We start from the raw sequence: 22,527 nt of genomic DNA, 5'->3' as shown, positions 1-22,527 counted from the left end.
TCGACAAGGGCAGGACATTCATGGATCAGGCAAGCACGCGACCGGCGCAGATCTCGTTCGACGACTTTTTGAAAGTCGACATCCGCGTCGGCCGTATCGTGGCTGCGGAGCCTTTCCCGCAGGCGCGTAAACCTGCATTCAAGCTCACCATCGATTTCGGGCCAGAGATCGGCACGAAGCGCTCGTCCGCGCAGATCACCATCAACCATACGCCGGAGGACCTGGTCGGCAGCCAGGTTCTGGCGGTCGTCAATTTTCCTCCGCGGCAGATCGGTCCGTTCATGTCGGAGGTTCTGACGCTCGGCGTCCCGGATCCGAATGGCGACGTGATGCTGATCCGTCCCGACCGGGATGTGCCTGTCGGCGGGCGGCTGTATTAAGGCGCCTCGCGTTACGCTGGGAGACGCACCGTCGCGCGCAGTCCTCCGAGCGGGCTGTCCCCCAAGGAAATATCGCCCCCGTGCGAGCGGGCGATATCGCGGGCGATGGCGAGGCCGAGACCTGAGCCGCCCTCGTCCTGATTGCGCGCTTCATCCAGCCGGACGAACGGCTTGAAAACCTCCTCGCGCAGGTCGGCGGGAATTCCCGGTCCGTCGTCGTCCACATGAAGAACGAGCCAGCGCGTCTCGTGATTGGCGCTGATCTGGATCTTTTCTCCGTGCCGGGCCGCATTGGCGACCAAGTTGAACAGGAGGCGCCGGAAGGCATCCGGACGAACGATGACGATCGGATCGCCGACGATGTCGAGGCTTGTCGTGTGGCCCTGGCGCTCGGCGTCGGTCTGGAGATCCTCGAGGAGCGGGCGCAGATCGGTTGCGACGGCCTGCTCGCCGGTATCGCCCCGGGCGAAGGCCAGATAGCCTTCCAGCATGCGGCTCATCTCGTCCACGTCGCGTTTGAGGTCCTCGACCTCCGGCGTCTGCTTCAGAAGCACGAGGGACAGTTTGAAGCGGGTGAGAATCGTGCGCAGATCATGGCTGACGCCGTTCAGCATGGTGGTGCGCTGCTCGATGTTTCGCTCGATGCGCCGCTTCATCTCGAGGAATGAATGACCGGCCTGTCGGACCTCGCGGGCGCCGCGCGGGCGGAACTCGATTTCCCGTCCTTTGCCGAGCGCCTCGGCCGCTTCCGCGAGGCGCAGAATCGGGCGGATTTGGTTGCGCAGGAACAGGATCGCGATTCCCATCAGGACCAGCGACGAGCCACCCATCCACACCAAGAAGATATGGGAGTTCGACGCATAGGCCTGGCTGCGGCGCGTCAGAACGCGCATGACGGTTGTCGGATCAAGCTTGACGCGGATCTCCACGAAATTCGAGCGCCCGACGGTATCCATCCAGTACGGCCTGTCGATCTGACGCCGCAACTCCTCCGACAAGGCTTCGTCGAGAATGGAAAAGAACGGTTTGGGGCCCGGGGGAGGCAGATCCGTATCGTGCAGGATATCCACGTCGAGCTGCAGGCGTTCCGACGCGATGCGGGCCAGCGTCGTCGCATCCCGATCCTGCGGATAACTCTCGTAGATGTCGATGAGGGCCGCGATATCCGACGTGACGGCGGAGGACAGGCGCCGCGTCACGAGCTGCCAGTGCCGTTCCATGAACACGTAGGCGGCGACCGACTGCAACAGCACGATCGGCGCGATGATGATGATCAGCGAGCGCGCATACAGACCCTTCGGCAGGATCCGCCCGAGCCAGCGCATGGCGAGATCGAACGGAGAATGCTTCAGGGCGCGGCTGAATTTCATCGGTCGATCACGAGACGATAGCCGATGCCGCGCACGGTCTGCAGGAAGATCGGGTTGGCGGGATCGATCTCGATCTTGCGGCGCAACCGGTTGATCTGCACGTCGACCGTCCGTTCATTGGCAGCAAGGCCCGTGCCCCCGAGCTCCTCGCGGGGAACGTTGTCGCCGGCGCGCGACCCCAGGATGGTGAGGATTTCCCGCTCGCGTTCGGTGATGCGGACGATTTCGTCATCCTTGCGGAGCTCGCCGCGATCGAACCGGTAGGTGAAGGGTCCGAAGCGAACGATTTCAGGCATGTCGGCCGTCCCGGGAGCTTCCGTAGGCGCGGCACGCTTGAGAATGTTGCCGAGGCGCAGCAGGAGTTCCCGTGGCTCGAAGGGCTTGGAAAGATAGTCATCCGCCCCGATCTCGAGGCCTGTGACCCGGTCGCCCGCTTCCGCCCGCGCCGTGAGCATCAGGATGGGGATCTGAGACGTCTGCCGAAGGCTTCGGGCATAATCGAAGCCCGATTCTCCCGGCATCATGACGTCGAGGACGAGGGCGTCGAACACGAAGTTCTCGGCTTTCGCCCTGGCATCGCTCGCGCTTTCCGCCGTCGTGATGCGATAGCCGTTTTCGGTGAGGAAACGGGCCAGGAGATCGCGCAGGCGGCGGTCATCGTCGACCACGAGAATATGGGGAGCGTGGTCCGGGATATCGATACGTGTGGCTTCCATAAGCTCCGGCTTTATCAGACTTTCGCGCTTCCGAACACGAGGCGCTCCACGTGGCTTCGATCATCGGGGTCGATGAGGCTCAGGAGATAGCGGGTTACGCTCTCCTTGGCAGCAGAATCCAGATCCGTCAGCGCCCGCGCGATGCGCCGCGTCTGCAACTTGGCGAGCTTCAGGGCCAAATCATGGCCTTGCGGCGTGACATGGAGCAGCCGCTGGCGGCGGTCAGAGGTCCCCATCCGGCTTTCGATGAAACGTTTTTCGATCAGCTCCTTCAGCACCCGGTTCAGACTCTGCTTGGTGATGCGCAGGATGTCGAGCAGCTCGGCGATGGTCAGGCCCGGCTGGCGGTCGACGAAGTGGAGGACCCGGTGATGCGCCCGACCAAAGCCATACTCGTCCAGAATTCTGTCCGGATCGCTGACGAAGTCGCGGTAGGCGAAGAAGAACAGCTCGATGAGATCATAGGCCGGGCGTTCGGCGGAAGCCTCTGCGCCGGGCTTGGCGGATCGTAGAACCGGGATTGCGTCTGGCACCGTCTCTGTCCATTATTTACGTCAGCGTTGTTGACATATCTCAAGTCGATTGTTACTCGTCAAGGCGCTTCCGCGAAATGAATGAACTCGAAACCGCGCGGAACGGCATCGGAAATTTCGCGACCCCGATGAGCCATATGGTCGCCCTTCAGGAGAAGACACATGTCCGGTACCCCCTTCGATCAACGTGATGGATGGATTTGGTATGACGGGCAGCTGGTACCGTGGAAGGACGCCCAGGTTCATGTGCTGACCCATGCTCTTCACTATGCCTCCAGCGTTTTCGAGGGCGAGCGCGCCTATGGCGGCGTGATCTTCAAGTCCATCGAACACGCGGAACGCTTGAAGAAATCCGCGCAGATCCTCGATTTCGAGATCCCCTTCAGCGTGGCCGAGATCGATGCGGCCAAGCGCCTCGTGCTCGAGAAGAACGGCCAGAAGGACGCCTATCTGCGTCCGGTGGCCTGGCGCGGATCTGAAATGATGGGCGTCTCCGCTCAGCACAACAAGATCCATCTCGCCATCGCCAGCTGGGAATGGCCGAGCTATTTCGATCCGGCCCAGAAGATGAAGGGGATCCGGATCGACATGGCCGAGTATCGCCGTCCCGACCCGGCAACGGCTCCCTCCACGGCGAAAGCTGCCGGTCTTTACATGATCTGCACGATCTCCAAGCACCGGGCCGAGCGCAGGGGCTATGCGGATGCGCTCATGCTCGACTGGCAGGGCCGGGTGGCCGAGTGCACGGGCGCCAACGTGTTCTTCATCAAGGACGGGGTTCTGCACACGCCCATCGCCGATTGCTTCCTGGACGGCATCACGCGCAGGACCGTGATCGATCTCGCCAAACGGCGCGGCATCGAGGTGGCAGAACGCCGGATCATGCCCGAGGAAATGGCAGGCTTCAGCGAGTGCTTCATCACCGGTAGCGCCGCCGAGGTGACACCGGTCGCCGAGATCGGCTCCTACACCTTCAAGCCGGGGGCTCTCACCAAGACCCTGCTGGAGGATTACGAGGCCGAGGTTCAGCCCAAGGCCAAAGCCGCGTAAGGCACTCATAAAGCACCGACGACGGCGCCGGGATTCCGGCGCCGTTTGTCGCCGGGCGATCGCGACATCCGCTCAGAAATCCTCCGCATCGGGAATGCGGTTGAAGGCGATCTTGGCGCCCGCATAGCCTCCCGGGATCTCGGCCCAGGGTCCCCAATGCAGGAGCGGACCCCGGTAATAGGCATTGAGCCGGTCGGCGAGCAGGGAGAGATGTTCCTGCCGGCGCTTGATTTCCGCCTCTGTCGTGAAGCTGAAGAGATCTTCTTCGAGGTCTTTGTTGCTTACGAGATCATGCAGGGCGACATGCACGCTGCGAAGTCGCTCGTTCGGAGGACGTTCCCTTTCGGCGAGCGTGCAAAGACGGGCAAGACTGCGAAGCAGCGAGGGATCGTCGGCCGTGGGCTGAAAGCGCTCCTCCCCGTACCAGCCGGCGCTATGCCGGTCCGTAAGCCATAAGGACAGCGCCCTGGCCGAGAACTGCCCTCGGCGCATGCGGCTTGCCGCTTTCGCCAGAAGCGTCCGGGCGCACGCATAGGCTCCGCTCAGGTGTCGCCAATCGGCCGGAAGAACCCGTCCATGTCCGAACATGCGCCGCTGCGTTTCCGGCCGCTCCACCGCATAGCCATGGAGGCCCATCCAGAGGCGCTCTCCTTCGACGCTGCCCCACAGGCGGCGCAGTTCCTTCGGCTGAAGACGCCACAGGCCCGCCATATCGTTGATTCCGGCCCGCGCGAGCCGCGCCGCGTTGCCGCGCGCAATCCCCGGAATGTCGGTGAGGGCAAGCGACAGGAGAGGACCCGGAAGATCTTGCGGGTGCAGGACGACGAGACCGTTCGGCTTTTCCATCTCTGCGGCGATCTTCGCCAGAAGCTCGTTGGGGCCAAGACCAACCGAGCACGTGAGCGTCGGGCCGACATGGTGCGCGATCGCTGCCTTGACGCGCTGGCCCAGGGCCTGCGCCTGGTTCTGCTCGGAGGGCGCGAGGGCGCAGACCATTTCGTCGATGGAGCAAATCCCCTTGACGGGCAGCACCGTGTCGATCGCCCGAAGGATGTCCTTGTGCAAGGCGACATAGCGTTCATGCCGCGCCACCACCAAAACGATCTCGGGACATAAACGGCGCGCATCACGGACGAACGCCCCTCGTTTTACGCCCCGGAGCTTTGCTTCACGGCTGACCGCGATCAGGCCGGTATGCTCGGAGGCAATCGGCACGACCCCGACCGGCCTGCCACGCAGTTCGGGCCGAAGATGCTGTTCCGCACTGGCGAAGAACGAGTCGAAATCGACATAAAGCCGCTCTATGCCTGCGGGCTTTCGCATCTTGAGGGGACTCCTGTGTGTCTGAACAAAACAGGAACACAGGCATTTTGAAGAGTCGAGTCGGCGAGCTGTGGATAACGGGGATCGTTTTATCTTTCGAAGACTGCACTTTCCTTACGGAGCCTAGGGAAAGGAAATCTTGTTCTTGTTTCGAACGTACGGCGAACAAAAAGAGTCTCCCGAGCAACCGGGCCGAGATGTTCGATCGCGACAAAGAATGTGCGCCGGGGCAAAGGCGGAACGCCAAGTAATCGCCATTGCCTATTGTATGAATCTTTGCCGTCTCAGGTAGGGAGATTTGCCACGCAAATGGATTCAACGCGGTCGCGGCGGGCCGGGAGCAAGCACAAGACATAGGCTGTTCGTTTCATCGGTATCCGAATTTCCGCGTTGCTGGATCGCGGGCGTCGCCCGACAGGATTTGAAGAAAGGCCGTATGGTCTCCACATTCCGGGTGCATGCCATCAGGTCGATGGCGAGGTTACGCCGCATGCGTCTTACGTCCAGGCTTCAAACCCGATTCCTGCGGAGGATCCTGAATCCGCCTTTGTTGGTGCTGGCGATCTGCGTCGTCTTGATAGACGATGCGTTCCGGGCGTTCGTCATCCCGGCCGTCCGGGCTTTCGCCCGCCTGCCGTTCATGCGGTGGCTGGAAGCCCTGATCGCCCGATTGCCGCCTTACGGCATCCTGGCCCTGTTTCTCGTCCCTCTCGCGATCATCGAGCCCTTCAAGATCTACGCCCTCTATCTTTTCAGCCTTGGGCATTTCGCCTCGGGGCTTCTCACCTTCTTTGTCGCCAAGGTCGTCGGAGTTGGATTGGCGGAGCGTCTTTTCGCCGTCGGGCGGGACAAGCTTCTCACCATCGCCTGGTTCGCCTGGTGTTTCGGAAAAACCGTCGCGATCCGCGACATCGTGCATGCCTGGCTCCAGGGAACGCGGCTCTGGCGGCAGGCGAAGCGGTTCATCCTTACCGTGCGGACGGCCGTAACCGATACGGGCCGGAGCCTGCGCGGTTTCCTGAGCAGGGACAAACGGCGGGGTTGGCTTGCCGTTGCACGGCGCCGGGTGCGGCAGCGCCCGATTTTCAAGCACCCCTTTTAGCAGCTCGGCCAAGCTCCCATATCTTAGTCACGGGCATCACGCCCTTTAGGGATGATATAGGACAATGATGAACATCGCCTCTCGCCGCAGCCGCATCATGATGGTGCTCGCGGCGGCACTTGTTTTCGCCGGCAGCGCGGCGGAGGCTCGCGTCGGCGGGGGACGGAGCAGTTTCGGCTCGCGGGGCGGCCGCACGTGGAGCGCGCCTCCGAGCACCAACACGGCACCGGGAACGGCTGCGCCCATGCAGCGTTCGCAGATCCCCAATCAAGGGCCGGCTTTCAACCGCCCCGGCATGCCGAACCCTTCCGTCGCACAGCCGCGCCGGTTCGGTTTCGGGACCGGTCTGATGGCGGGCCTCTTCGGCGCCGGCCTTCTCGGGATGCTGATGGGCCATGGCTTCTTCGGCGGGTTGTCGGGTATCGGCTCTCTCCTGGGACTTCTGCTCCAGATCGGCTTGGTCGTGTTCCTCGTCTCGCTCGCCATGAAATGGTTCCGGCGGCGGCAGTCTCCTGCCTACGCGGGTCCGCAGGCCTATGACCGGACCGTTTCCGGCGGTTCGTCCGTTCCACCGGCAGGCCAAGGGGGCCTCGGTGGTCTCGGAGGACTGGGCGCTGGCTTGGGAACCGGTCTTGGCGGATCCATGGGGCAGGGCGCCGAACGCCCGGCCGTCCGTGACGAGGTCGGGGTCGGCGAACGGGACTACGCAGCGTTCGAGCGATCTCTGGCCGACGTGCAGGAAGCCTATTCCCGTAACGATGTGGCGAAGCTCTGGTCGTTGGCGACGCCCGAGATGGCTGGCTACATGCAGGAGGAATTGAACGACAACGCGGCGCGCGGCGTCGTCAATTCGGTCTCCGGCGTGCGCCTGCTCCAGGGTGACCTGGCCGAAGCCTGGCGCGAGGGCGCCACGGATTACGCGACGGTCGCCATGCGCTACTCCCTGGTCGACGTCACCACCGACAAGGCGACCGGACGGGTCGTGGAGGGCGATCCTTCACGCCCGGTGGAGGCTACGGAGCTCTGGACGTTCCGTCGCGATCAGGGTGGCCCCTGGAAGGTCTCCGCGATCCAGCAGAGCTAAGACGAAGTTCTCGTATTGAAAGAAAAGGCGGCCAATCTTCAACGATTGGCCGCCTTTTCGCGATCAGAGGTCCGTCACTCCGCGGCATGCCGACGACCGGAATGGCTCCCCTCCTGAACTTCTTCGATGATCTTGGCGCTGAAGGCGTCGAGGTCGCCGGGGTTGCGGCTCGTGATTAATCCCTGATCGGTCACCACGGCTTCATCCCGCCATCTGCCGCCTGCATTCATCACATCCGTCTTGATGGAGTGATAGGAGGTGCAGTTGCGGTCCCGGATCAGTCCGGCTTCGATCAGCAGCCATGGGGCATGGCAGATCGCGGCGACGACCTTGCCGCTCCCATAGAAGGCGCGGATGATCTCGATCACCTTCGTTTCGACCCGCAGCTTGTCGGGGTTGATCTGGCCGCCCGGCAGGACAAGAGCGTCGAATTCAGACGGATCGATCTCTTCCACATCCCGATCGACCTTGACGGTCTCGCCCCAGTCCTTTTCGTCCCATCCGCGGATGCCATCCGGCTTTTGGCGCGATTTCGGTGCCGCCACGATGACGGTGGCGCCCGCTTCCTTCAGCTTTTTCTGCGGGACCATCAGCTCGGCCTGTTCAAACCCATCCGTAGCCAAGATGAGGATCTTCGCCTGCTTGATATCGGGCATGGTACGCTCCGTCGTTTGAGGAATGGCCGGGCAACGGGCGAAGCGGGTCAGAGTTCCCGCCGATCAGGCCGGAACCCCTCATGCGCCCGCTGGTTGACTCCTCGGACAAGCAAATGTCGAGGAAAGATAATGGCCAGCTCAGGCATCCCGGGTCAGGATCCGGTCCCTGGAGGAAACATACCGAGCACGGTTCCGCCGGCTCCCCCCGACGAGCAGCCGGACGTGGGTCCGACAGGTCCGCGGACGCCTTACCCGGTGAACGATCCCGGCATCCTGGATCCGCACGGTCCGGGCTCCGAGCCGGACTACCTGCCGGGAAATCCGACGGATCCGGGAACGCGGTTCTAGAGGACGATCACAATGGACATCGCAGTGAAGCGAGAGCTTGTCGCTGGACGTCCGACAATGGCGGTTTACTGCGATGGCCGCTGTGTCGAGACGGGGCTCAGCGAAGAACGGGCCATGGCTCTCATGGCAAGCCTTCTCAACGATCAGTTCATGCAAGCGCACAGCGTGTGAGCATCGCGATCCCCGATCAGATTTCCAGGATCGCATAGGGTTTGCCATTCGGCTTCTCAATGTGTTTCGCCACATTATAGACCGGTTGGCCACCCGGCGTGCGGCCTTCGAAGCGTCCCCGGTGGGCATGACCGTGCACGATGGCGGAAACCTTGAAGCGATCGATCGTTTCCGCAAGCCGCGAGGAGCCGAGGAACGGATAGATTTCAAGCGGCTCGCTCTCGATCGTGTCGATGATGGGAGCATAATGCAGGATTACCAACGAGCGCTTGGCGCGAACCTGCCTCATGGCATTCTCGAGCCGGATTGTTTCGTTCATCGCTTCGCCGACAAATTGCTTGATTGCGGGCTCGCCGAACGATCCCAACATGCGGCGACCAAATCCACCGGCAAAACCCTTCACGCCCACAAAGCCCACACCGTCGATTTCGCAGGACTGGCCGTCGAGCACACGCATGCCCGCATCTCGCAGGATGTGGGTGATCTCTTCCGGCACGCCGCACTCGTAATCGTGGTTGCCAAGGACGCCGATCACGGGAATCGAGCAGGTCTTGATGTCCTGCGCGAGCAGCTCGGCCTCGCGAGGCTTTCCTAAGTCCGTCAGATCGCCGGCGAGGACGAGGACGTCGGCTTCCTTTGAAATTTCAGCGAAGAGATCGCGATAAGAGGAAGAGTTATCTTCGCGAACATGAAGGTCGCCCATGGCGGCGACCTTCAGGGGTGAGTTTGTGTCAGTCATTCCGCCATTCGCCTTCGCCGCCCACGTCGGCGAAGCCCCATTCCTTTACGTCAATCTCATAATCCACACGGGAGAACATACGCCCGCGGCACACTTTCATCTGAGGAGGAGGAAGCTCGAGCTGTTTCGCCAGCCGGTCGAGCAGCTCATTCATTACCCAGCGCGGGATGTTGTCCCGCTCGGTCGGATAGATCCAGCGGAAGTTCAGAAGGTGCATGAGCAGCACTTCCCAATGCACTTCCATATAGCCGAGCAGGCGGTGCCAATCGATCAGGTCGTGTGCCTTCAGGATCGTGTGGGCAACGTCCGCGCCGTCATAACGATGGCGCAGCTGAATGAAGCACTTGGACCATACGAGTTCCGTCGGTCCGACGATACGGACAGGGGAGCCGAAAACCTCGATCTGGCGTGCATTCTCGAACCACTGGTCTCCGATGGGCATTGTGCCGTTCGAAGAAGCGAAGATGACATCGAAGAAGTAGCGGCCCTTGAAGACCTTTCCGAGCCACCGATCATCCTCGATCTCGACTGCGTAGCCGAGGCTCTTGAAGTGGGACAGAACCCGTGTGTAGTCGCCCGCCTTGCAGAAGATATCGAGATCCTTCGTGGGGCGCGTGATTCCCGTGTAGGCCGACAGCGCGTAGGTGCCGGCCAGCAGAAACGGAAGACCAAGCTGGTTCAGCTCCCGCAATGCCTCGGCATAAAATGCTTCGGATTCAGGATACTGAAGGGTTGGCTCCGCCTTCGCGTCCAGAATGGGAACGCCTGGATGGGCTATGGGGGTAAAATCCGGGTTATGAACCGTCATCGGCCTCGTCCGAAGGGCAGCAAATTGCCCGCGTTCGACAACCGGGTGACCGTAATGAAGTTCCTTGGCCGCAGGCGAAAGCTTATCCGGAAGGACCTCAGGCCTTCAGCCGCAATCCCTGGACGGTTCCGGATGAAACACGGTCTGTCACGATTCCGAGAGTCCTGAGGAGGGGAATGGATTTCTGCTGGAAGCGGGTCGCCCGGACCTGAAGTTCCTCCACATGCTCTTCCTTCGTGGACAGGGTTTTCCCATCTCTCGCCAGCCGATGGCCTGTTTCGAGCATGGTGCGCCAGACGAACTCGGGAAGGTTCTGTTCTCCTTGCTCGAGTCCGAGCCAGATCATCTGATCGATCTGGTCCATTCGGATACCGCTTCCCGTCACCGGGGAAGCGAAGGTCGAATAAACATATTCGTGCGTCGTGTGTGTCGCGACGGCTTTGTTGAAGTTGTGGGTGTGGGAACTGCGCATGGCAACTTCATCGAGATGCAGGCAGGGATGGCAATGTCCCTGGCCCACGAGACAGACGAGGGTTTGGATGACCTTGTCGATCCCATATTTCGCGACCTTCGGCACGGCCATGATTTCACGAAGGGATTGGGGCTTATGGTCGAGCGCACCGGTTAGAGCGTCATGGAAATCCGGCTGGATCTGGAGGTTGTATCCTCTCCCCTTGACCTCCGTTGGAATGGCCGAATCCGGCTGAGAGAGGGCGAACCCCATGTCGAGCCATCGTTCCCGGGCCATGGATTTGCCGAGCTTTAAAGGACCCTTGACGAACAGATCCTTGCGAAAGCTCTGATCGACGATGTGATCACGCACCGTTTCCCGCAGCGGAATATCGTCGATGTCGGCCAGGATCTTCCGCTGCTCTTCCGAGAGGTTCAGTTCGTCGACCGTTTCCAGCGGATTGGCCGGACCGACCCACCGAAGCTTCGCGTCTTCCAGTTCCTGGGCGACGTCGATGAAATAGAAGGGATTCAAGTGAGAATTGAAGTATTCGTGGGCAACGTAATGGGAGTCCTTCGCCTTGATTGCGTTCAGACGATCATTGAGCTTGGGATGATTCACGAAGTACCGGCTGCCGAGCTGGCTCAGCCGCTCGGCGAACGCGATGGAGTCGCGGATGCGCGCGGTTTGGGATCCGGTCTTTTGCCCGTTGGCATGCTCCACGAGCAGGCGACGGAGCGGCATGACCGAGGCCCATCCGGGCATGGTGTTGTAGGATGCATAGACAATACCGCCCGGCTTCAGCTTCCGGCGGATGAATTCGACGATGTTGCGGCGGTTCTCCTGGGAGATCCAGCTGTAGATCCCGTGAAGAGTTATGAAATCGAAAGCGGGCAGATCGTCCCGGATCAGAAACTCGGCAAAGCTGTCATTGAAGAAATGGACGTTCTCGAGCTGCGCCGCGCGCGCCAGGTTCTCGGCGCCGACGGTATGGGTCGGATTGAAGTCGGTCGCGTAGAACCGGATCTGCGGATTGGCGGCGGCCAGCACATTGGTCGAAAAGCCCTGGCCGCATCCGAGTTCACAATAGGCGAGGGTGCCTTTGCGCCGGTCGGGTGCTTGGATGCCTTGGATCAGCGCCAGAAAGCTCAGGTAGCTTGGAGCAAGCTCTCGGTAGAACCCGTGTGTATAATCAACGTCGACGACGTATCCTGATGCCCAATTGGCCATGACGTCCGTACTCCCGGTCATCATACGATATATCGTATCTTGATCGGCGGGCCAATTTCCTTTTTGCCGCGAAACGTTGCGGCCGTCAGTGTCCTCCGAGGGAAACCCTGACGTCTCGGGGGCTGTTGAGAATTTCCAGAAGGCTGTTGGCGATGTGCCGGGCCTCGTCGTCCTTGAGCCGCAGCATGAAGGAGGGCATGGGACCTGCCTGGAGGGCCACGACGGCCTGTCCGTTCTCGTCCATGCCGACGTCGATCGTCGAAGAGGTCACGTCGAGGATTTCCTCCATGGCGTCCTCGCCTTCCGATCCTTCGCCGATTGCGGCGAGAAGCTGGCTCAGGGCTTTGACGAGCGAGCGGGCGGCATGGGGATCCATGACGACAGCCGTGGACTGCTCGCCCTTTTGAAAGGCCAGTTGGATGTTAGAGCCATCGAGCGTGACGGAAATTCCTGCCATGAAGTTTGAGCCTCCCCGCCCGATATGGGGTCGCAGGCCGCGAAGGGAAAGGCAAGAGGCGCCGATTCAAGAAACCTGCGTCATCCTACGAAACTTCCCGGGGCCAGGGGCCCGGCCTCGGGAGTGATGAGTTCGGATCAGCGAAATCCGGGAAAGCGGTCTCAGACGTCGGAGCTGCTCGTCGTGCGCCGGCCCGTCGGCTGAGCGGAGCCGGAGAAGGCGCTTCCGGTCGTCTGGGATGTGCCCGAGCCGGTCTGAGTGCCGCCGCCCATGCCCGCATCCCCGACTTGCCGGACACGCAGGTTGTTCTGGACGTGGGTCACACCGGACACGGATTCCGCCAGATCCTCCGCATGCCGCTTCTCGAAACGGCTCTGGACGATGCCGTTGAGGGTGACTTCCCGGCTCATGACCGTGACTTCGATTTCCGATGCATCGATGTGCGGATCGTCCGTCAGCCGGTCGTTCACGTCCTCCCGGATCCGCTCGTCGGAGCGTTGGTACCCTTTCGGACCGCGGCCGCGATGGTAGCTTTCCGCCTGACGCATATCCCGATCCCGTCGGCGGTCGGCTTCCTCATCCCCGAACCAGGAGCGAACCTCGTCGCTGGCGCGTTCGAAAAAGCCCCGGTCCTCGCCATAATCGCGGGATCCACGTCCGAAGGTGCTTGTTCCGGAGCGGTCGCGATCGTCGAAGGACGAGCGGTACCCCGCGGCCGTGTCCCGGTCCCGGCTGTAGTCCATGCCGTAGCCGGACATGCCGCGGCGGCGGTCGTCGCCCACCACGTCGCGCCAGTCCTGAGCCGATCCGCCGGAGCCGTAGCCGGCCGAGTCACCGTAATCCCGTTCCCGGGACCAGTCGGAGCGGCTTTCATCGTCCCGGCCCCGGTCATATCCTGCCGAGCGGTTCCCGAAGCCCCGGCGGGCGATGTATCCGTCATCCTCGGGTCCCCGGCTGCCCTGGCCGTATTCTGAGCCAAAGGACCGGCGGGAGCCGAAGGGCTCGTCCCTGTCGCGCCAATCTTCCGAACGGTTGCGGTATCGATCCGAGCCGTAGCGATAACGATCGTTGGCCATAGGAGCGTTCCTCATGTCTTGAAAGGCCGGTCGCCACGTGTTGCGACCCACCACGGCAACGACAGGAAACCGAGACGGTTCCTGGCGGGCGCCCGATCGCGGCGGTTCCCCGACGGTTAAGCTTTAGGGGTGGAGAGCTGGGCAAAAGGGGAGGATGCCTTGCAATTGCCCCATCCTTCCCCTAGTTATTTCGTCATCGACATTTGGCCGGACGACTGGGCTACTTCGCTTTGGCACTGCCGGGCGCACGTTCCTTCTCTCTACCAATATCGACTAAATGGGTGGTTCTGTTTCGGCGCTCCGCCCACGTGCAAACGACAGTGAAAGGGAATTCCCATGGAAACGGGAACCGTGAAGTGGTACAATGAAACCAAGGGTTATGGTTTCATCCAGCCCGACAACGGCGGCAAGGACGTGTTCGTTCATGCGACGGCGCTCGAGCGCGCCGGCATGCGTGGTCTTCGCGAAGGCCAGAAGATCTCGTACGAGCTTCAGACCGATCAGCGTACCGGCCGCTCTTCTGCAGTGAACCTGCAGAACGCGTAAGGGTTCGATGCCGGGGGGCGTGCTGGTCACGCCCTCTTGCACATCAGCCGTTCCGCTCAGGAGCGGCTTTTTGTTTTTGAGACGAAAGGCTTTGCATGGCAAAGGAAGAACTGATCACCTTCGAAGGTCTGGTGACCGAAATCCTGCCTGACGCGCGCTACCGCGTTCAGCTCGACAATGGGCATGAGGTGATTGCCTATACGGCCGGCAAGATGAAGAAGAACCGCATCAAGACCCTCGCGGGCGACCGTGTGACGGTTGAGATGTCTCCTTACGATCTCGAGAAGGGTCGTCTCATCTTCCGTCACAAGGATTCGGGTTCATCGTCCGGCCCCCGTCCGCCGCAGCGCGGCGGTCAGCAGTTCCGCCGCCGCTAAACGCGCGGCCGCCTTTCTCAGGCGACCGCGGCCATGACCGACAGGGTCACGCGGTCGGGACCGATGTCTTCGTCCATATCCGTGAAGTGCATCAGCTCCGCGAGCCGGTTGCGGGCGCGGTTGACGCGGCTCTTGATGGTGCCGACGGCGCAGCCGCAGATGTCCGCCGCCTGCTCGTAGGAAAAGCCCGAGGCGCCCACGAGAAGCAGGGCTTCGCGCTGGTCGTGCGGCAGCCGGGCGAGGGCCTTCTGCAAATCCTCGAAATCGAGATGCGGAATCTGGTCCGGTTGAACCGACAGGGTCGAGGCGTACTTGCCGTCCGCATCTTCCACCTCGCGGCGGCGCTTGCGGTATTCCGAATGGAACAGATTGCGCAGAATGGTGAAGAGCCAGGCCTGCATGTTCGTGCCCGGCTGGAACCGGTCGATGTTGGCGATGGCCCGCATCAAGGTTTCCTGCACCAGATCGTCCGCACGATCCACATTATTGGTCAGCGAGATCGCGAAGGCGCGCAGGTTTGGGGTCGCCTTGAGCATGGAATCACGGAGTGTCACGTCGATGCTCATGATTGCTGCTTCTCCGGAACCCGTTGATCGAGGCGATTGATGATTTCGATGAACCGGTCGGGAACAGGAGTCTCGCCGAGCGCCAGACTCTCGTAGAACTGCCGCAGTCTCTGGCCGAGCTGCGCCTGCACGGAGCGTGAAAGAGCGGGAGACGACTGTCTCATGCCCGGGACGGGGTCGAGCTCATCACGGGACGAATCTTGTCTGTTTTTTGCTTTCATTGGGTCATCCTGATCCATGCGGGTTAGCGACCTCCCAGAATGGGTCGCGCTCATGGCGGCACCCAATCGCCGGAGGTTCAACGCTCAGGTTCCATTGATCGTTCCCTTGCGGACGGTCATTTCCTGCCACGCTTCCTCGGAGTGCCTTCGGAACTTAATCCTTACCGCCAAGTTTCTTTCACGCATGCCCTGGGCGGACGAAACCGGATGCTTCCGATTCCCAGGGTGCGAGAGGCAACGTCAGGCCTAACCGGACCCAAAACCCGGCGGCCTCAAGGTCAAGGACAAACCATCATGGCAACCAGCACCATTCTCCTCATCATCGTGATCCTGCTTCTGATCGGCGCCGTGCCCGCGTGGCCCTACAGCCGCGGCTGGGGCTACGGGCCGAGCGGCATTCTCGGCGTGATCCTCGTGATCTTCATCATCCTGCTGCTGATGGGACGAATCTGACGGGTCGTTAGAGCTTCCCCGACCCGCGGAGCGCGTGGCCGGCCTCGAGCCGGCCGCGCGTTACCCTTTCAGGCGCTGCCGAACTCGGGCGGTCCGGCGGCGTTTCCCTTCCCGTTGTGGAATAGACCATGCCCCTTTCCCTCCAAGCCGGCCTGTGGGGACTGCTGAGCGGCTCGGCGCTGGTGATCGGCGCGGCCATCGCTTACTTCCTGACGCTGCCCCAGCGCCTCGTTGCCGCCGTGATGGCTTTCGGCAGCGGGGTGCTGATCTCCGCCCTGTCGTTCGATCTGATGGACGAGGCGTATCGGACCGGCGGCATTCTCTCCACCTCCCTCGGGTTTCTCGCAGGCGCCGCCGTATACACCGGAGCCAACCTGCTCCTGTCGCGGCGGGGTGCCCGGCACCGCAAGCGGTCGGGCCACGGGGAGGACGCGCGCCAGCCCAGCGATGCCGGAAGCGGGCTTGCCATCGCCCTCGGGGCGCTTCTCGACGGCATTCCGGAATCCATCGTGATCGGCGTCAGTCTCCTGTCGGGGGAGGGCGTCGGCCTCGTGGCGGTCGCGGCGATCTTCCTGTCGAACCTGCCCGAAGGCCTGTCCAGCGCCGCCGGGATGCAGAAGGCCGGACGGTCCGCCACCTACATCTTCGGGATCTGGAGCGGGATCGCCCTTGCTTCCGCGGTCGCGGCGATGCTCGGGTGCTGGGCCTTTGCCGGAGCGCCTCCCGGCGTCGTCGCCTTCGTGACCGCCGTCGCGGCGGGCGCGATCCTGGCGATGTTGTCGGACACCATGATCCCCGAGGCGTTCGAGATCGCCCACGATTATGCGGGCCTCATCACCGTCGCCGGGTTCCTGGCGGCTTTCACCCTGTCCCGCGTCCTGGGCGGATGAGGTCGGCCGAATGGGTTGGGTGGGCCCCGGCCCGTGCCTTGCCCTAAAAGCGTCCCGCCCTGCCGCCATGATCGTCGCCGGAGGAAGCCGGAGCATCGGGTGATGGGCAGGCTCGGATTGGTCGGCCTCGTGCTGTTCGGGGCCGCCTCGGTGGCGTTCTACCGGATCAACGACCGCATCGTCTGGGACATCTGCCGCCGGGAGAACCGGCCCTACCGGCAGGACTGGACCCTCTCGGTCTATTGGCAATGGCGCAGCCTCAAAGGCTGGTACGCGGATGCCCGCCGCGCCGGGCTCCTGTGGCCGAGGGCGCTAGCCACCGCGGCCGTGATTCTCACCTTCGTGGGCTCGGTCCTGGCCGGAATCCTGGCGAGCCAGCCAAGCTGAGGACCCGAACCGAACGCGGTCGCCATGCCGGGATATCAGTGCCGCAACCGTCATTCCGGGGCGAGCGAACGCGAGAGCCCGGAACCCAGAGCCGCTCCCGCTCCCGGATCAGGAGCCTTGGCATCCGTTGCGTTCTCTTTCGTCACCCTCAGCGTGTATGGGTTCCGGGCTCGCCTGCGGCGCCCCGGAATGACGGTGGTGCTCTGTCATTCCGGGGCGAGCGAACGCGAGAGCCCGGAACCCATAAACGCTAACGGTTCGAGATAAGGCACTACCGCAGCCGTTGCGTCTTTTCTGGGATCCTCAGCGGCTCTGGGCTCCGCTGCGCGGCCCCGGAATGACAATGTTGTCCTCCCGGCCCGCGCGGCGCAGGAAGCACCCTCGGGGAACACCAAAGCCGCTCAACCCGAAGGAGACAGAAGAGGCCCGGCAGCGGCCGCCGTCTCCGCCAGCCTCGCATGGACCGCGAGCCAGAACCGCGCCGCCTCCTTGTTGCGGTCCCGCTCCGCCAGATAAGCCCGCAACAGCGCCTCCGCCCCGGCGCTGTCGCCATAGCACTGCCCCAGCACCCGCCCGGCCTGCGCCGGCTTCAGACGCCGCCAGAGCGGGGCTTCGCGGGAGTGTTTCCAAGAGGTGGGCATAGCTCATGATGTTCAAAATTCGCTAAAATAGCAAGTAGCTATTTTGGCTAATTTGCTGAAACAGCATATTTCGACAGCCCCTCATTGTGGGCTGGGCATGAACAAATCCATTCACACCAAGCGTCAGGAGCGCCTGCGCGCCATGCTCAAGGCCGCGCGCAAGGAAGCGGGGCTGACGCAAGACGAGCTTGCCGAGCGGATGGGCGCCTACAAGACGTTCGTCAGCAAGTACGAGCGCGGTGAACGGCAGCTGGATGTGATCGAGTTTTTGGAAGTCTCTGAGGCGCTGAAGCTCGACACAGCGTCATTTCTATCGCGGCTCAAGAACGACTGAATTTTGAGCGCGGGTCTTCGTCGCTCAGGGCGCCACCTCATGGCAGCGGCCTATCCGTTCCTTGCAATCGGAAGAGACAAGCCGCCGTCAAAAGGCGCTATTTCAGCGGCAGAAACAGCTCCGCCACCGTCTCATGCTCCGGCACCTCCGGAAAAAAGCTCAGCCGCTGGCAGTAGATCGGAAAGTCGCGTGCTTCCTCGCCGCTGGCCGGAAGCCATTCACGATAGAGGTACAGCGCGGCTGGCTCCAGATTGTCAGTGTTGCCGACGACGCGCAGCACCGCGCAGCGTCCACCGGGGATCTCGCTGGCTTTGACCTTCTCGCCGTTCGCCACGATCGGTTTGTCGGTCCCGACACAAAGGTCCACGCTATAACCGGCAGGCGAGGCAGGACGCCGTTCGGAACGCCAGACATTGAAGGTCGGATTTGTCCTGGGGTGCAGACCGGCGGCCTTGCGCCACGCGATGAACCGCTGGATGGTGGCGCCGAGCGTAGACGGGTCTCCTCGATGCTCCATGATCGCTATCGGCGTGGGGGATACGTTGCGGATTGTCACGTCCTTGTGGGTAAAGGTCTTCTGCATAAGCTTGCTCCTGGCAATGTCGAGAGGCCCGAAGGCCGCAAGCCACGGCTCCCAGTCGGGAGACTTCCGGAACGACGAAGGCGATTGCCCAAACCGTTGCCGAAAAGCGCGGGCGAAGGCATCCGGTGCATCGTAACCGGCATCCATCGCTATCTCGGTGACATATTCCTCGTTCCTGTAGGCCAGCCGGTATGAGGCGCGCTTCATGCGGGCGAGCTGGACGTAGCGATACACGGATAACCCGAAGGTCGCCGTAAACTGCCGGTGGAAATGAAACTTCGAGAAGGCTGCGACACCGCTCAGAACATCTAGATCGAGATCGTCATGGAGGTGCTGGTCGATATACTCCAGCGCCCGCTGCATCCGCTCATGATAGTTCCGAAGCGCTGCGGTCATTCGTCCTGTTCTCCGTGGCAGCTCAAACTAGATCCTCGGCTAATGTAGCGCTCGACCGATCTTGCGGTTTCATCCCTGGTCGCGGGTCATTGCCCACTGGCGCGACCTGCCAGAATGCTATGGACCGCGCATTGCCCCTTACGACCGCTTCGTGCGACGGCGGAGAGCCTGTGCCCGGGATTGGCCGATAGAAGCTTCGGCGTTCAGCACGATGGCAGAATCCGGATGATCGACCGCATCTGCCTTCATGCCCATTAGCAGGCAGCACGGGCAAAAATAGGTCCGGCGCTCGATGACCTGCTTCGGCAAGAAGCTCTAGCGCGAGCACGGTCTAATCGAGTGCTTCCTCTCCAAGCTGAAGCACTTCCGACGTGTCGCCGCGCGCTATGACAAGCTCACCTCGCTGCGACCGTGACTCCGCTGACGAGCCTGCAGCCCAGGCTCACCGCCCCTTACGTCCCTTATACTTCGGCTTCCCTCCTGCGATCCATCCGTGCGCCATCGCACTTGAAGGCTCTGTAAACAAAACAATATATCATAAAAGCGCAAAGGATCGAGTGCCATGCACGTGGAATACCACTTCGCTAGGACGGAATTTGACTTCACGACTTCGCCGCTGGTCGTTGTCCTGCTCTTTGGATTCTGGGCGCTGACGCTCGTCGGCATCATCGGCTTGATCCGCACTCAAACGGCGATCTTTTATGATGTGTTCGAAAGGGAAGGACTTGGCCGACAGCCGTCCCTGATCTTCGTGGCGATGACGCCGCGCTGGCAATGGAAGTTCTTCACCAACTTCTATTTTTATGCGAGACGGGCGGGAGCGTGGGGGCGCCTGATGTGGTATCTCACCGCCATGCTCGTCGGCATCTGGATGCCGATCATCCTCGCTCCGCTTTTTCTCGAACCCAATCCCTGACTGCGGTGCTTCACCGCCCCTTGCGCCCCTTATATTTCGGCTTCTGCCCGCCATGCCCCTGCGTCGAGCGGGGGAGGGGGCGCTCCTTGAAGTTGAGGGGAACTTCCCGGTCCGTGCCGGGGCCCATTTCGTCGAGGCCGGGCTTGCGGATGCGGGTGCCCTCGTCGGAGCGGCCTTTGCCGGTGGGGCCGTAGGCGTCGGCATCCTCGTCGCCGGCGCTGGCGCCTTCCGGTGAGGGACCGAGGCCCTTCGGGGGCAGGTTGGCGCTCTGGCCGTATTTCCGCGAGCCCGAATAGCGGCCCGCCTCGCGCTCCACCTGTCCCTGGCGGGCGAGGGGATCGTCGCTGATGGCGAGCTCCGTGGCCTGGAGGCGCTTGAGCTCGTCGCGCAGGCGCGCGGCTTCCTCGAATTCCAGGTTGGCGGCGGCCTCGCGCATGCGCTTTTCCATGTCGGCGATGACGGCCTTGAGGTTGTGGCCCACGGTCTTCTCGGCGAGGCCCGTATCGACCGACACGTGGTCGCGCTCGTAGACGCTTTCCAGGATGTCGGCGATGTTGCGCTTCACGCTCTGCGGCGTGATGCCGTGCTCCGCGTTGTAGGCGAGCTGTTTCTCGCGGCGGCGGCTGGTCTCCGCGATGGCGCGCTCCATGGAGCCGGTGATCTTGTCGGCGTAGAGGATCGCCTTGCCTTCCACGTTACGCGCCGCGCGCCCGATGGTCTGCACCAGCGAGGTCTCGGACCGCAGGAAGCCTTCCTTGTCCGCATCGAGAATGGCGACGAGCGCGCATTCCGGAATGTCGAGGCCCTCGCGCAGCAGGTTGATGCCGATGAGCACGTCAAAGGCGCCGAGCCGCAGGTCGCGGATGATCTCGATGCGCTCCAGGGTGTCGATATCCGAGTGCATGTAGCGCACGCGGATGCCGTTCTCGTGCATGTATTCCGTGAGGTCTTCCGCCATGCGCTTGGTGAGCGTCGTCACGAGCGTGCGGTAGCCGTTGGCGGCAAGCTCCTTCACCTCGTGCACGAGATCGTCGACCTGTGAGCGCGCGGGGCGGATCTCCACCACCGGATCGACAAGGCCCGTGGGACGGATGACCTGTTCCACGAAGATGCCGCCGGTCTGTTCCATCTCCCACTTGGCGGGGGTGGCCGAGACATGCACCGATTGCGGACGCATGGCATCCCATTCCTCGAAGCGCAAAGGGCGGTTGTCGAGGCAGGACGGGAGGCGGAAGCCGTATTCCGCGAGGGTTGCCTTGCGGCGGAAGTCGCCGCGATACATGGCGCCGATCTGCGGCACGGTCACGTGGCTCTCGTCGGTGAAGACGAGGGCGTTGTCCGGCAGGTATTCGAACAGGGTCGGCGGCGGCTCGCCCGGCTTGCGGCCGGTGAGATAGCGCGAATAGTTCTCGATGCCGTTGCACACGCCCGTGGCCTCGATCATCTCGAGGTCGAACTGGGTGCGCTGTTCCAGGCGCTGCGCTTCCAGCAGGCGGCCCATGCGGGTCAGTTCCTGCAGGCGGTGCTGCAGTTCATCCTGAATGCCCTTCACGGCTTGCTGCAAGGTCGGGCGCGGCGTCACATAGTGCGAGTTCGCGTAGACCTTCACGAATTGCAGGTCGTTGGTCTTCTTGCCCGTGAGCGGATCGAACTCGACGATGCTCTCGATCTCGTCGCCGAACAGGCCGATGCGCCAGGCGCGGTCTTCCAAGTGGGCGGGAAAGAGTTCGATCACGTCGCCGCGCACCCGGAAGGTGCCGCGGGCGAAATCATTCTGGATGCGCTTGTATTGCAGGGCCACGAGATCGGCGATGAGCTGGCGCTGCTCGATACGCTCGCCCACCTTCACCGAGAAGGTCATGGCCGTATAGGTTTCCACCGAGCCGATACCGTAGATGCACGACACCGAAGCCACGATGATCACGTCGTCGCGCTCCAAGAGCGCACGCGTCGCGGAGTGGCGCATGCGGTCGATCTGCTCGTTGATGGAGCTTTCCTTCTCGATGAAGGTGTCCGAGCGCGGCACGTAGGCCTCGGGCTGGTAGTAATCGTAATACGAGACGAAGTATTCCACCGCGTTGTCGGGGAAGAACGACTTGAACTCGCCATAAAGCTGCGCGGCCAGCGTCTTGTTTGGCGCAAGGATTAGGGCCGGGCGCTGCGTCTCCTCGATCACCTTGGCCATGGTGAAGGTTTTTCCGGAGCCCGTGACGCCGAGCAGTACCTGATCGCGCTCGGCCCGGCGCACCCCGTCCACCAGTTCGCGAATGGCGGTGGGCTGGTCGCCCGCGGGTCGGAAGTCGGATTTGATCTTGAATGGAATGCCGCCTTCCGACTTTTCGGGGCGCGGCGGGCGGTGCGGCACCCAGGCCTTGCCGCCCTTGAAACGCGGATCGCCCTCGGTCAGCAGCCTCGTGAGCGCATCGACCGTGGCCGACACGCCGGAACCGGGGGAGAGGTCGCCGAGCTCCTCGGCCACGTCCGGACCGTCGTCGGGCCCTTTCAGGCCAAGCTTCTTGGCCAGAGCCGGATCGACATCGGTAATGTCGCCATGAATGAAGGTTTCCTGCGCCCGCTCGGCAAAACCCTCAGCCGCTTCCCGCTCCCGGTTGACCGCCGGATTGAGAAGTTCTGCCAGATGAGGGGCCAGGGGCTTCAGATCAGGTTTGGTCGCCTTCCCGGTGGAAAGCTTGGGCTTCTTGGGTGCTTTGGCCATAGAACGA

General features: G+C 62.4%; 28 protein-coding genes and 1 pseudogene. 14 read left to right on the top strand and 15 right to left on the bottom strand.

Annotated elements, in window-relative coordinates; all coding sequences use genetic code 11:
• The first annotated feature begins 20 nt into the window (after positions 1-20).
• Positions 21-380, top strand: coding sequence for a tRNA-binding protein (locus LJD17_RS13580; RefSeq protein ID WP_227384714.1), 360 nt, complete (start codon positions 21-23; stop codon positions 378-380).
• An 11-nt stretch (positions 381-391) separates the two neighbouring features.
• Here LJD17_RS13580 and LJD17_RS13575 read toward each other — a convergent pair whose 3' ends face one another.
• From LJD17_RS13575 to LJD17_RS13565, 3 genes are read right to left on the bottom strand one after another with little or no spacing between them, the layout of a single operon-like run.
• Entirely contained in the window at positions 392-1,750 is a 1,359-nt protein-coding gene (locus LJD17_RS13575; RefSeq protein ID WP_406600804.1) for an ATP-binding protein, read from the bottom strand.
• Entirely contained in the window at positions 1,747-2,466 is a 720-nt protein-coding gene (locus LJD17_RS13570) for a response regulator (protein ID WP_227384713.1), read from the bottom strand. The genes LJD17_RS13575 and LJD17_RS13570 overlap by 4 nt, the downstream gene beginning before the upstream one ends.
• Positions 2,467-2,480: 14 nt before the next feature.
• On the bottom strand, positions 2,481-2,999 hold the full coding sequence (locus LJD17_RS13565) for a MarR family winged helix-turn-helix transcriptional regulator (RefSeq protein WP_406600803.1): 519 nt from the start codon (positions 2,997-2,999) through the stop codon (positions 2,481-2,483).
• 162 nt (positions 3,000-3,161) lie between these two features.
• Between LJD17_RS13565 and LJD17_RS13560 the strand changes: the two genes are divergently transcribed.
• Positions 3,162-4,049 (top strand): branched-chain amino acid aminotransferase, encoded by an 888-nt coding sequence (locus tag LJD17_RS13560; RefSeq protein ID WP_227384712.1) that lies wholly within the window; start codon positions 3,162-3,164, stop codon positions 4,047-4,049.
• A 72-nt stretch (positions 4,050-4,121) separates the two neighbouring features.
• Here the strand turns inward: LJD17_RS13560 and LJD17_RS13555 are convergent, their stop codons facing one another.
• The gene (locus tag LJD17_RS13555) at positions 4,122-5,372 is read right to left on the bottom strand and encodes a Y-family DNA polymerase (RefSeq protein ID WP_227384711.1); all 1,251 of its coding nucleotides are present in this window, start codon (positions 5,370-5,372) and stop codon (positions 4,122-4,124) included.
• A 490-nt stretch (positions 5,373-5,862) separates the two neighbouring features.
• Between LJD17_RS13555 and LJD17_RS13550 the strand changes: the two genes are divergently transcribed.
• Both LJD17_RS13550 and LJD17_RS13545 read left to right on the top strand, forming a co-directional pair.
• A complete protein-coding gene (locus tag LJD17_RS13550; RefSeq protein ID WP_227384710.1) occupies positions 5,863-6,474 on the top strand; it encodes a hypothetical protein in 612 nt (203 codons plus the stop codon).
• A 64-nt stretch (positions 6,475-6,538) separates the two neighbouring features.
• Positions 6,539-7,558 carry a Tim44 domain-containing protein gene (locus tag LJD17_RS13545; protein ID WP_227384709.1) on the top strand — a complete coding sequence of 340 codons (1,020 nt, stop codon included), beginning with the start codon at positions 6,539-6,541 and terminating at the stop codon, positions 7,556-7,558.
• A 74-nt stretch (positions 7,559-7,632) separates the two neighbouring features.
• Here the strand turns inward: LJD17_RS13545 and LJD17_RS13540 are convergent, their stop codons facing one another.
• Positions 7,633-8,214 carry a type 1 glutamine amidotransferase domain-containing protein gene (locus LJD17_RS13540; protein WP_227384708.1) on the bottom strand — a complete coding sequence of 194 codons (582 nt, stop codon included), beginning with the start codon at positions 8,212-8,214 and terminating at the stop codon, positions 7,633-7,635.
• A gap of 129 nt (positions 8,215-8,343) precedes the next feature.
• On the opposite strand from LJD17_RS13540, the gene LJD17_RS13535 reads away from it, so the two are divergent.
• On the top strand, positions 8,344-8,562 hold the full coding sequence (locus LJD17_RS13535) for a hypothetical protein (protein WP_227384707.1): 219 nt from the start codon (positions 8,344-8,346) through the stop codon (positions 8,560-8,562).
• A 12-nt stretch (positions 8,563-8,574) separates the two neighbouring features.
• Entirely contained in the window at positions 8,575-8,733 is a 159-nt protein-coding gene (locus LJD17_RS13530) for a hypothetical protein (protein WP_227384706.1), read from the top strand.
• A 16-nt stretch (positions 8,734-8,749) separates the two neighbouring features.
• Here the strand turns inward: LJD17_RS13530 and LJD17_RS13525 are convergent, their stop codons facing one another.
• The 5 genes from LJD17_RS13525 to LJD17_RS13505 all read right to left on the bottom strand — a co-directional run bounded on the left by LJD17_RS13525 (position 8,750) and on the right by LJD17_RS13505 (position 13,494).
• Positions 8,750-9,472 (bottom strand): metallophosphoesterase family protein, encoded by a 723-nt coding sequence (locus LJD17_RS13525; protein WP_227384705.1) that lies wholly within the window; start codon positions 9,470-9,472, stop codon positions 8,750-8,752.
• Positions 9,465-10,280, bottom strand: coding sequence for a nucleotidyltransferase family protein (locus LJD17_RS13520; protein ID WP_227384704.1), 816 nt, complete (start codon positions 10,278-10,280; stop codon positions 9,465-9,467). Before LJD17_RS13520 ends, LJD17_RS13525 begins: the two co-directional genes overlap by 8 nt.
• A gap of 97 nt (positions 10,281-10,377) precedes the next feature.
• Positions 10,378-11,985, bottom strand: a complete 1,608-nt coding sequence (locus tag LJD17_RS13515) for a methyltransferase regulatory domain-containing protein (protein WP_227384703.1) — start codon at positions 11,983-11,985, stop codon at positions 10,378-10,380.
• Between the two features lie 61 nt (positions 11,986-12,046).
• Positions 12,047-12,418: a hypothetical protein gene (locus tag LJD17_RS13510; protein ID WP_227384702.1), complete on the bottom strand. Its 372-nt coding sequence runs from the start codon at positions 12,416-12,418 to the stop codon at positions 12,047-12,049.
• Positions 12,419-12,579: 161 nt separating this feature from the next.
• Positions 12,580-13,494 (bottom strand): BON domain-containing protein, encoded by a 915-nt coding sequence (locus tag LJD17_RS13505; protein ID WP_227384701.1) that lies wholly within the window; start codon positions 13,492-13,494, stop codon positions 12,580-12,582.
• Between the two features lie 336 nt (positions 13,495-13,830).
• Between LJD17_RS13505 and LJD17_RS13500 the strand changes: the two genes are divergently transcribed.
• Both LJD17_RS13500 and infA read left to right on the top strand, forming a co-directional pair.
• Positions 13,831-14,040: a cold-shock protein gene (locus tag LJD17_RS13500; RefSeq protein ID WP_109595655.1), complete on the top strand. Its 210-nt coding sequence runs from the start codon at positions 13,831-13,833 to the stop codon at positions 14,038-14,040.
• 95 nt (positions 14,041-14,135) lie between these two features.
• The gene (infA, locus tag LJD17_RS13495; protein WP_224314919.1) at positions 14,136-14,417 is read left to right on the top strand and encodes a translation initiation factor IF-1; all 282 of its coding nucleotides are present in this window, start codon (positions 14,136-14,138) and stop codon (positions 14,415-14,417) included.
• 17 nt (positions 14,418-14,434) lie between these two features.
• Here the strand turns inward: infA and LJD17_RS13490 are convergent, their stop codons facing one another.
• Positions 14,435-14,983, bottom strand: a complete 549-nt coding sequence (locus LJD17_RS13490; RefSeq protein ID WP_227384700.1) for a sigma-70 family RNA polymerase sigma factor — start codon at positions 14,981-14,983, stop codon at positions 14,435-14,437.
• Positions 14,980-15,204 (bottom strand): NepR family anti-sigma factor, encoded by a 225-nt coding sequence (locus LJD17_RS13485; RefSeq protein WP_227384699.1) that lies wholly within the window; start codon positions 15,202-15,204, stop codon positions 14,980-14,982. The genes LJD17_RS13490 and LJD17_RS13485 overlap by 4 nt, the downstream gene beginning before the upstream one ends.
• A gap of 294 nt (positions 15,205-15,498) precedes the next feature.
• On the opposite strand from LJD17_RS13485, the gene LJD17_RS13480 reads away from it, so the two are divergent.
• The 3 genes from LJD17_RS13480 (at position 15,499) to LJD17_RS13470 (ending at position 16,934) form a co-directional block, all read left to right on the top strand.
• Positions 15,499-15,657, top strand: coding sequence for a DUF3309 family protein (locus tag LJD17_RS13480; RefSeq protein WP_227384698.1), 159 nt, complete (start codon positions 15,499-15,501; stop codon positions 15,655-15,657).
• A gap of 128 nt (positions 15,658-15,785) precedes the next feature.
• Entirely contained in the window at positions 15,786-16,547 is a 762-nt protein-coding gene (locus tag LJD17_RS13475) for a ZIP family metal transporter (RefSeq protein WP_227384697.1), read from the top strand.
• Between the two features lie 99 nt (positions 16,548-16,646).
• Entirely contained in the window at positions 16,647-16,934 is a 288-nt protein-coding gene (locus tag LJD17_RS13470) for a hypothetical protein (RefSeq protein ID WP_227384696.1), read from the top strand.
• A gap of 401 nt (positions 16,935-17,335) precedes the next feature.
• Here LJD17_RS13470 and LJD17_RS13465 read toward each other — a convergent pair whose 3' ends face one another.
• A complete protein-coding gene (locus tag LJD17_RS13465) occupies positions 17,336-17,575 on the bottom strand; it encodes a hypothetical protein (protein ID WP_227384695.1) in 240 nt (79 codons plus the stop codon).
• A 97-nt stretch (positions 17,576-17,672) separates the two neighbouring features.
• Here LJD17_RS13465 and LJD17_RS13460 point away from each other — a divergent pair, with 97 nt between their 5' ends.
• Entirely contained in the window at positions 17,673-17,909 is a 237-nt protein-coding gene (locus tag LJD17_RS13460; protein ID WP_227384694.1) for a helix-turn-helix domain-containing protein, read from the top strand.
• A gap of 97 nt (positions 17,910-18,006) precedes the next feature.
• On the opposite strand, the gene LJD17_RS13455 is transcribed toward LJD17_RS13460, so the two are convergent.
• The gene (locus LJD17_RS13455) at positions 18,007-18,888 is read right to left on the bottom strand and encodes an AraC family transcriptional regulator (RefSeq protein WP_227384693.1); all 882 of its coding nucleotides are present in this window, start codon (positions 18,886-18,888) and stop codon (positions 18,007-18,009) included.
• Between the two features lie 319 nt (positions 18,889-19,207).
• Between LJD17_RS13455 and LJD17_RS13450 the strand changes: the two are divergent.
• Positions 19,208-19,285: pseudogene (locus LJD17_RS13450) on the top strand (IS5/IS1182 family transposase); the annotation flags it as partial.
• 165 nt (positions 19,286-19,450) lie between these two features.
• Positions 19,451-19,804 (top strand): hypothetical protein, encoded by a 354-nt coding sequence (locus tag LJD17_RS13445; RefSeq protein WP_227384692.1) that lies wholly within the window; start codon positions 19,451-19,453, stop codon positions 19,802-19,804.
• A 10-nt stretch (positions 19,805-19,814) separates the two neighbouring features.
• Here LJD17_RS13445 and uvrB read toward each other — a convergent pair whose 3' ends face one another.
• Positions 19,815-22,520 (bottom strand): excinuclease ABC subunit UvrB, encoded by a 2,706-nt coding sequence (uvrB, locus tag LJD17_RS13440; RefSeq protein ID WP_227384791.1) that lies wholly within the window; start codon positions 22,518-22,520, stop codon positions 19,815-19,817.
• Between the last annotated feature and the right edge of the window lie 7 nt (positions 22,521-22,527).

The sequence above is a fragment of the Microvirga rosea genome (assembly GCF_020595095.1).
Classification (GTDB): Bacteria; Pseudomonadota; Alphaproteobacteria; order Rhizobiales; family Beijerinckiaceae; genus Microvirga; species Microvirga rosea.
The sequence above is the reverse complement of the archived record's forward strand: the minus strand, read 5'-3'. Positions and strand labels throughout refer to the sequence as shown.

What these genes read in the sequence shown, in the direction of transcription:
- LJD17_RS13580 (WP_227384714.1), top strand. Translation starts at nt 21, where the DNA reads ATGGATCAGGCAAGCACGCGACCGGCGCAGATCTCGTTCGACGACTTT.
- LJD17_RS13575 (WP_406600804.1), bottom strand. Translation starts at nt 1,750, where the DNA reads ATGAAATTCAGCCGCGCCCTGAAGCATTCTCCGTTCGATCTCGCCATG.
- LJD17_RS13570 (WP_227384713.1), bottom strand. Translation starts at nt 2,466, where the DNA reads ATGGAAGCCACACGTATCGATATCCCGGACCACGCTCCCCATATTCTC.
- LJD17_RS13560 (WP_227384712.1), top strand. Translation starts at nt 3,162, where the DNA reads ATGTCCGGTACCCCCTTCGATCAACGTGATGGATGGATTTGGTATGAC.
- LJD17_RS13555 (WP_227384711.1), bottom strand. Translation starts at nt 5,372, where the DNA reads ATGCGAAAGCCCGCAGGCATAGAGCGGCTTTATGTCGATTTCGACTCG.
- LJD17_RS13550 (WP_227384710.1), top strand. Translation starts at nt 5,863, where the DNA reads ATGCGTCTTACGTCCAGGCTTCAAACCCGATTCCTGCGGAGGATCCTG.
- LJD17_RS13545 (WP_227384709.1), top strand. Translation starts at nt 6,539, where the DNA reads ATGATGAACATCGCCTCTCGCCGCAGCCGCATCATGATGGTGCTCGCG.
- LJD17_RS13540 (WP_227384708.1), bottom strand. Translation starts at nt 8,214, where the DNA reads ATGCCCGATATCAAGCAGGCGAAGATCCTCATCTTGGCTACGGATGGG.
- LJD17_RS13535 (WP_227384707.1), top strand. Translation starts at nt 8,344, where the DNA reads ATGGCCAGCTCAGGCATCCCGGGTCAGGATCCGGTCCCTGGAGGAAAC.
- LJD17_RS13530 (WP_227384706.1), top strand. Translation starts at nt 8,575, where the DNA reads ATGGACATCGCAGTGAAGCGAGAGCTTGTCGCTGGACGTCCGACAATG.
- LJD17_RS13525 (WP_227384705.1), bottom strand. Translation starts at nt 9,472, where the DNA reads ATGACTGACACAAACTCACCCCTGAAGGTCGCCGCCATGGGCGACCTT.
- LJD17_RS13520 (WP_227384704.1), bottom strand. Translation starts at nt 10,280, where the DNA reads ATGACGGTTCATAACCCGGATTTTACCCCCATAGCCCATCCAGGCGTT.
- LJD17_RS13515 (WP_227384703.1), bottom strand. Translation starts at nt 11,985, where the DNA reads ATGATGACCGGGAGTACGGACGTCATGGCCAATTGGGCATCAGGATAC.
- LJD17_RS13510 (WP_227384702.1), bottom strand. Translation starts at nt 12,418, where the DNA reads ATGGCAGGAATTTCCGTCACGCTCGATGGCTCTAACATCCAACTGGCC.
- LJD17_RS13505 (WP_227384701.1), bottom strand. Translation starts at nt 13,494, where the DNA reads ATGGCCAACGATCGTTATCGCTACGGCTCGGATCGATACCGCAACCGT.
- LJD17_RS13500 (WP_109595655.1), top strand. Translation starts at nt 13,831, where the DNA reads ATGGAAACGGGAACCGTGAAGTGGTACAATGAAACCAAGGGTTATGGT.
- infA (WP_224314919.1), top strand. Translation starts at nt 14,136, where the DNA reads ATGGCAAAGGAAGAACTGATCACCTTCGAAGGTCTGGTGACCGAAATC.
- LJD17_RS13490 (WP_227384700.1), bottom strand. Translation starts at nt 14,983, where the DNA reads ATGAGCATCGACGTGACACTCCGTGATTCCATGCTCAAGGCGACCCCA.
- LJD17_RS13485 (WP_227384699.1), bottom strand. Translation starts at nt 15,204, where the DNA reads ATGAAAGCAAAAAACAGACAAGATTCGTCCCGTGATGAGCTCGACCCC.
- LJD17_RS13480 (WP_227384698.1), top strand. Translation starts at nt 15,499, where the DNA reads ATGGCAACCAGCACCATTCTCCTCATCATCGTGATCCTGCTTCTGATC.
- LJD17_RS13475 (WP_227384697.1), top strand. Translation starts at nt 15,786, where the DNA reads ATGCCCCTTTCCCTCCAAGCCGGCCTGTGGGGACTGCTGAGCGGCTCG.
- LJD17_RS13465 (WP_227384695.1), bottom strand. Translation starts at nt 17,575, where the DNA reads ATGCCCACCTCTTGGAAACACTCCCGCGAAGCCCCGCTCTGGCGGCGT.
- LJD17_RS13460 (WP_227384694.1), top strand. Translation starts at nt 17,673, where the DNA reads ATGAACAAATCCATTCACACCAAGCGTCAGGAGCGCCTGCGCGCCATG.
- LJD17_RS13455 (WP_227384693.1), bottom strand. Translation starts at nt 18,888, where the DNA reads ATGACCGCAGCGCTTCGGAACTATCATGAGCGGATGCAGCGGGCGCTG.
- LJD17_RS13445 (WP_227384692.1), top strand. Translation starts at nt 19,451, where the DNA reads ATGCACGTGGAATACCACTTCGCTAGGACGGAATTTGACTTCACGACT.
- uvrB (WP_227384791.1), bottom strand. Translation starts at nt 22,520, where the DNA reads ATGGCCAAAGCACCCAAGAAGCCCAAGCTTTCCACCGGGAAGGCGACC.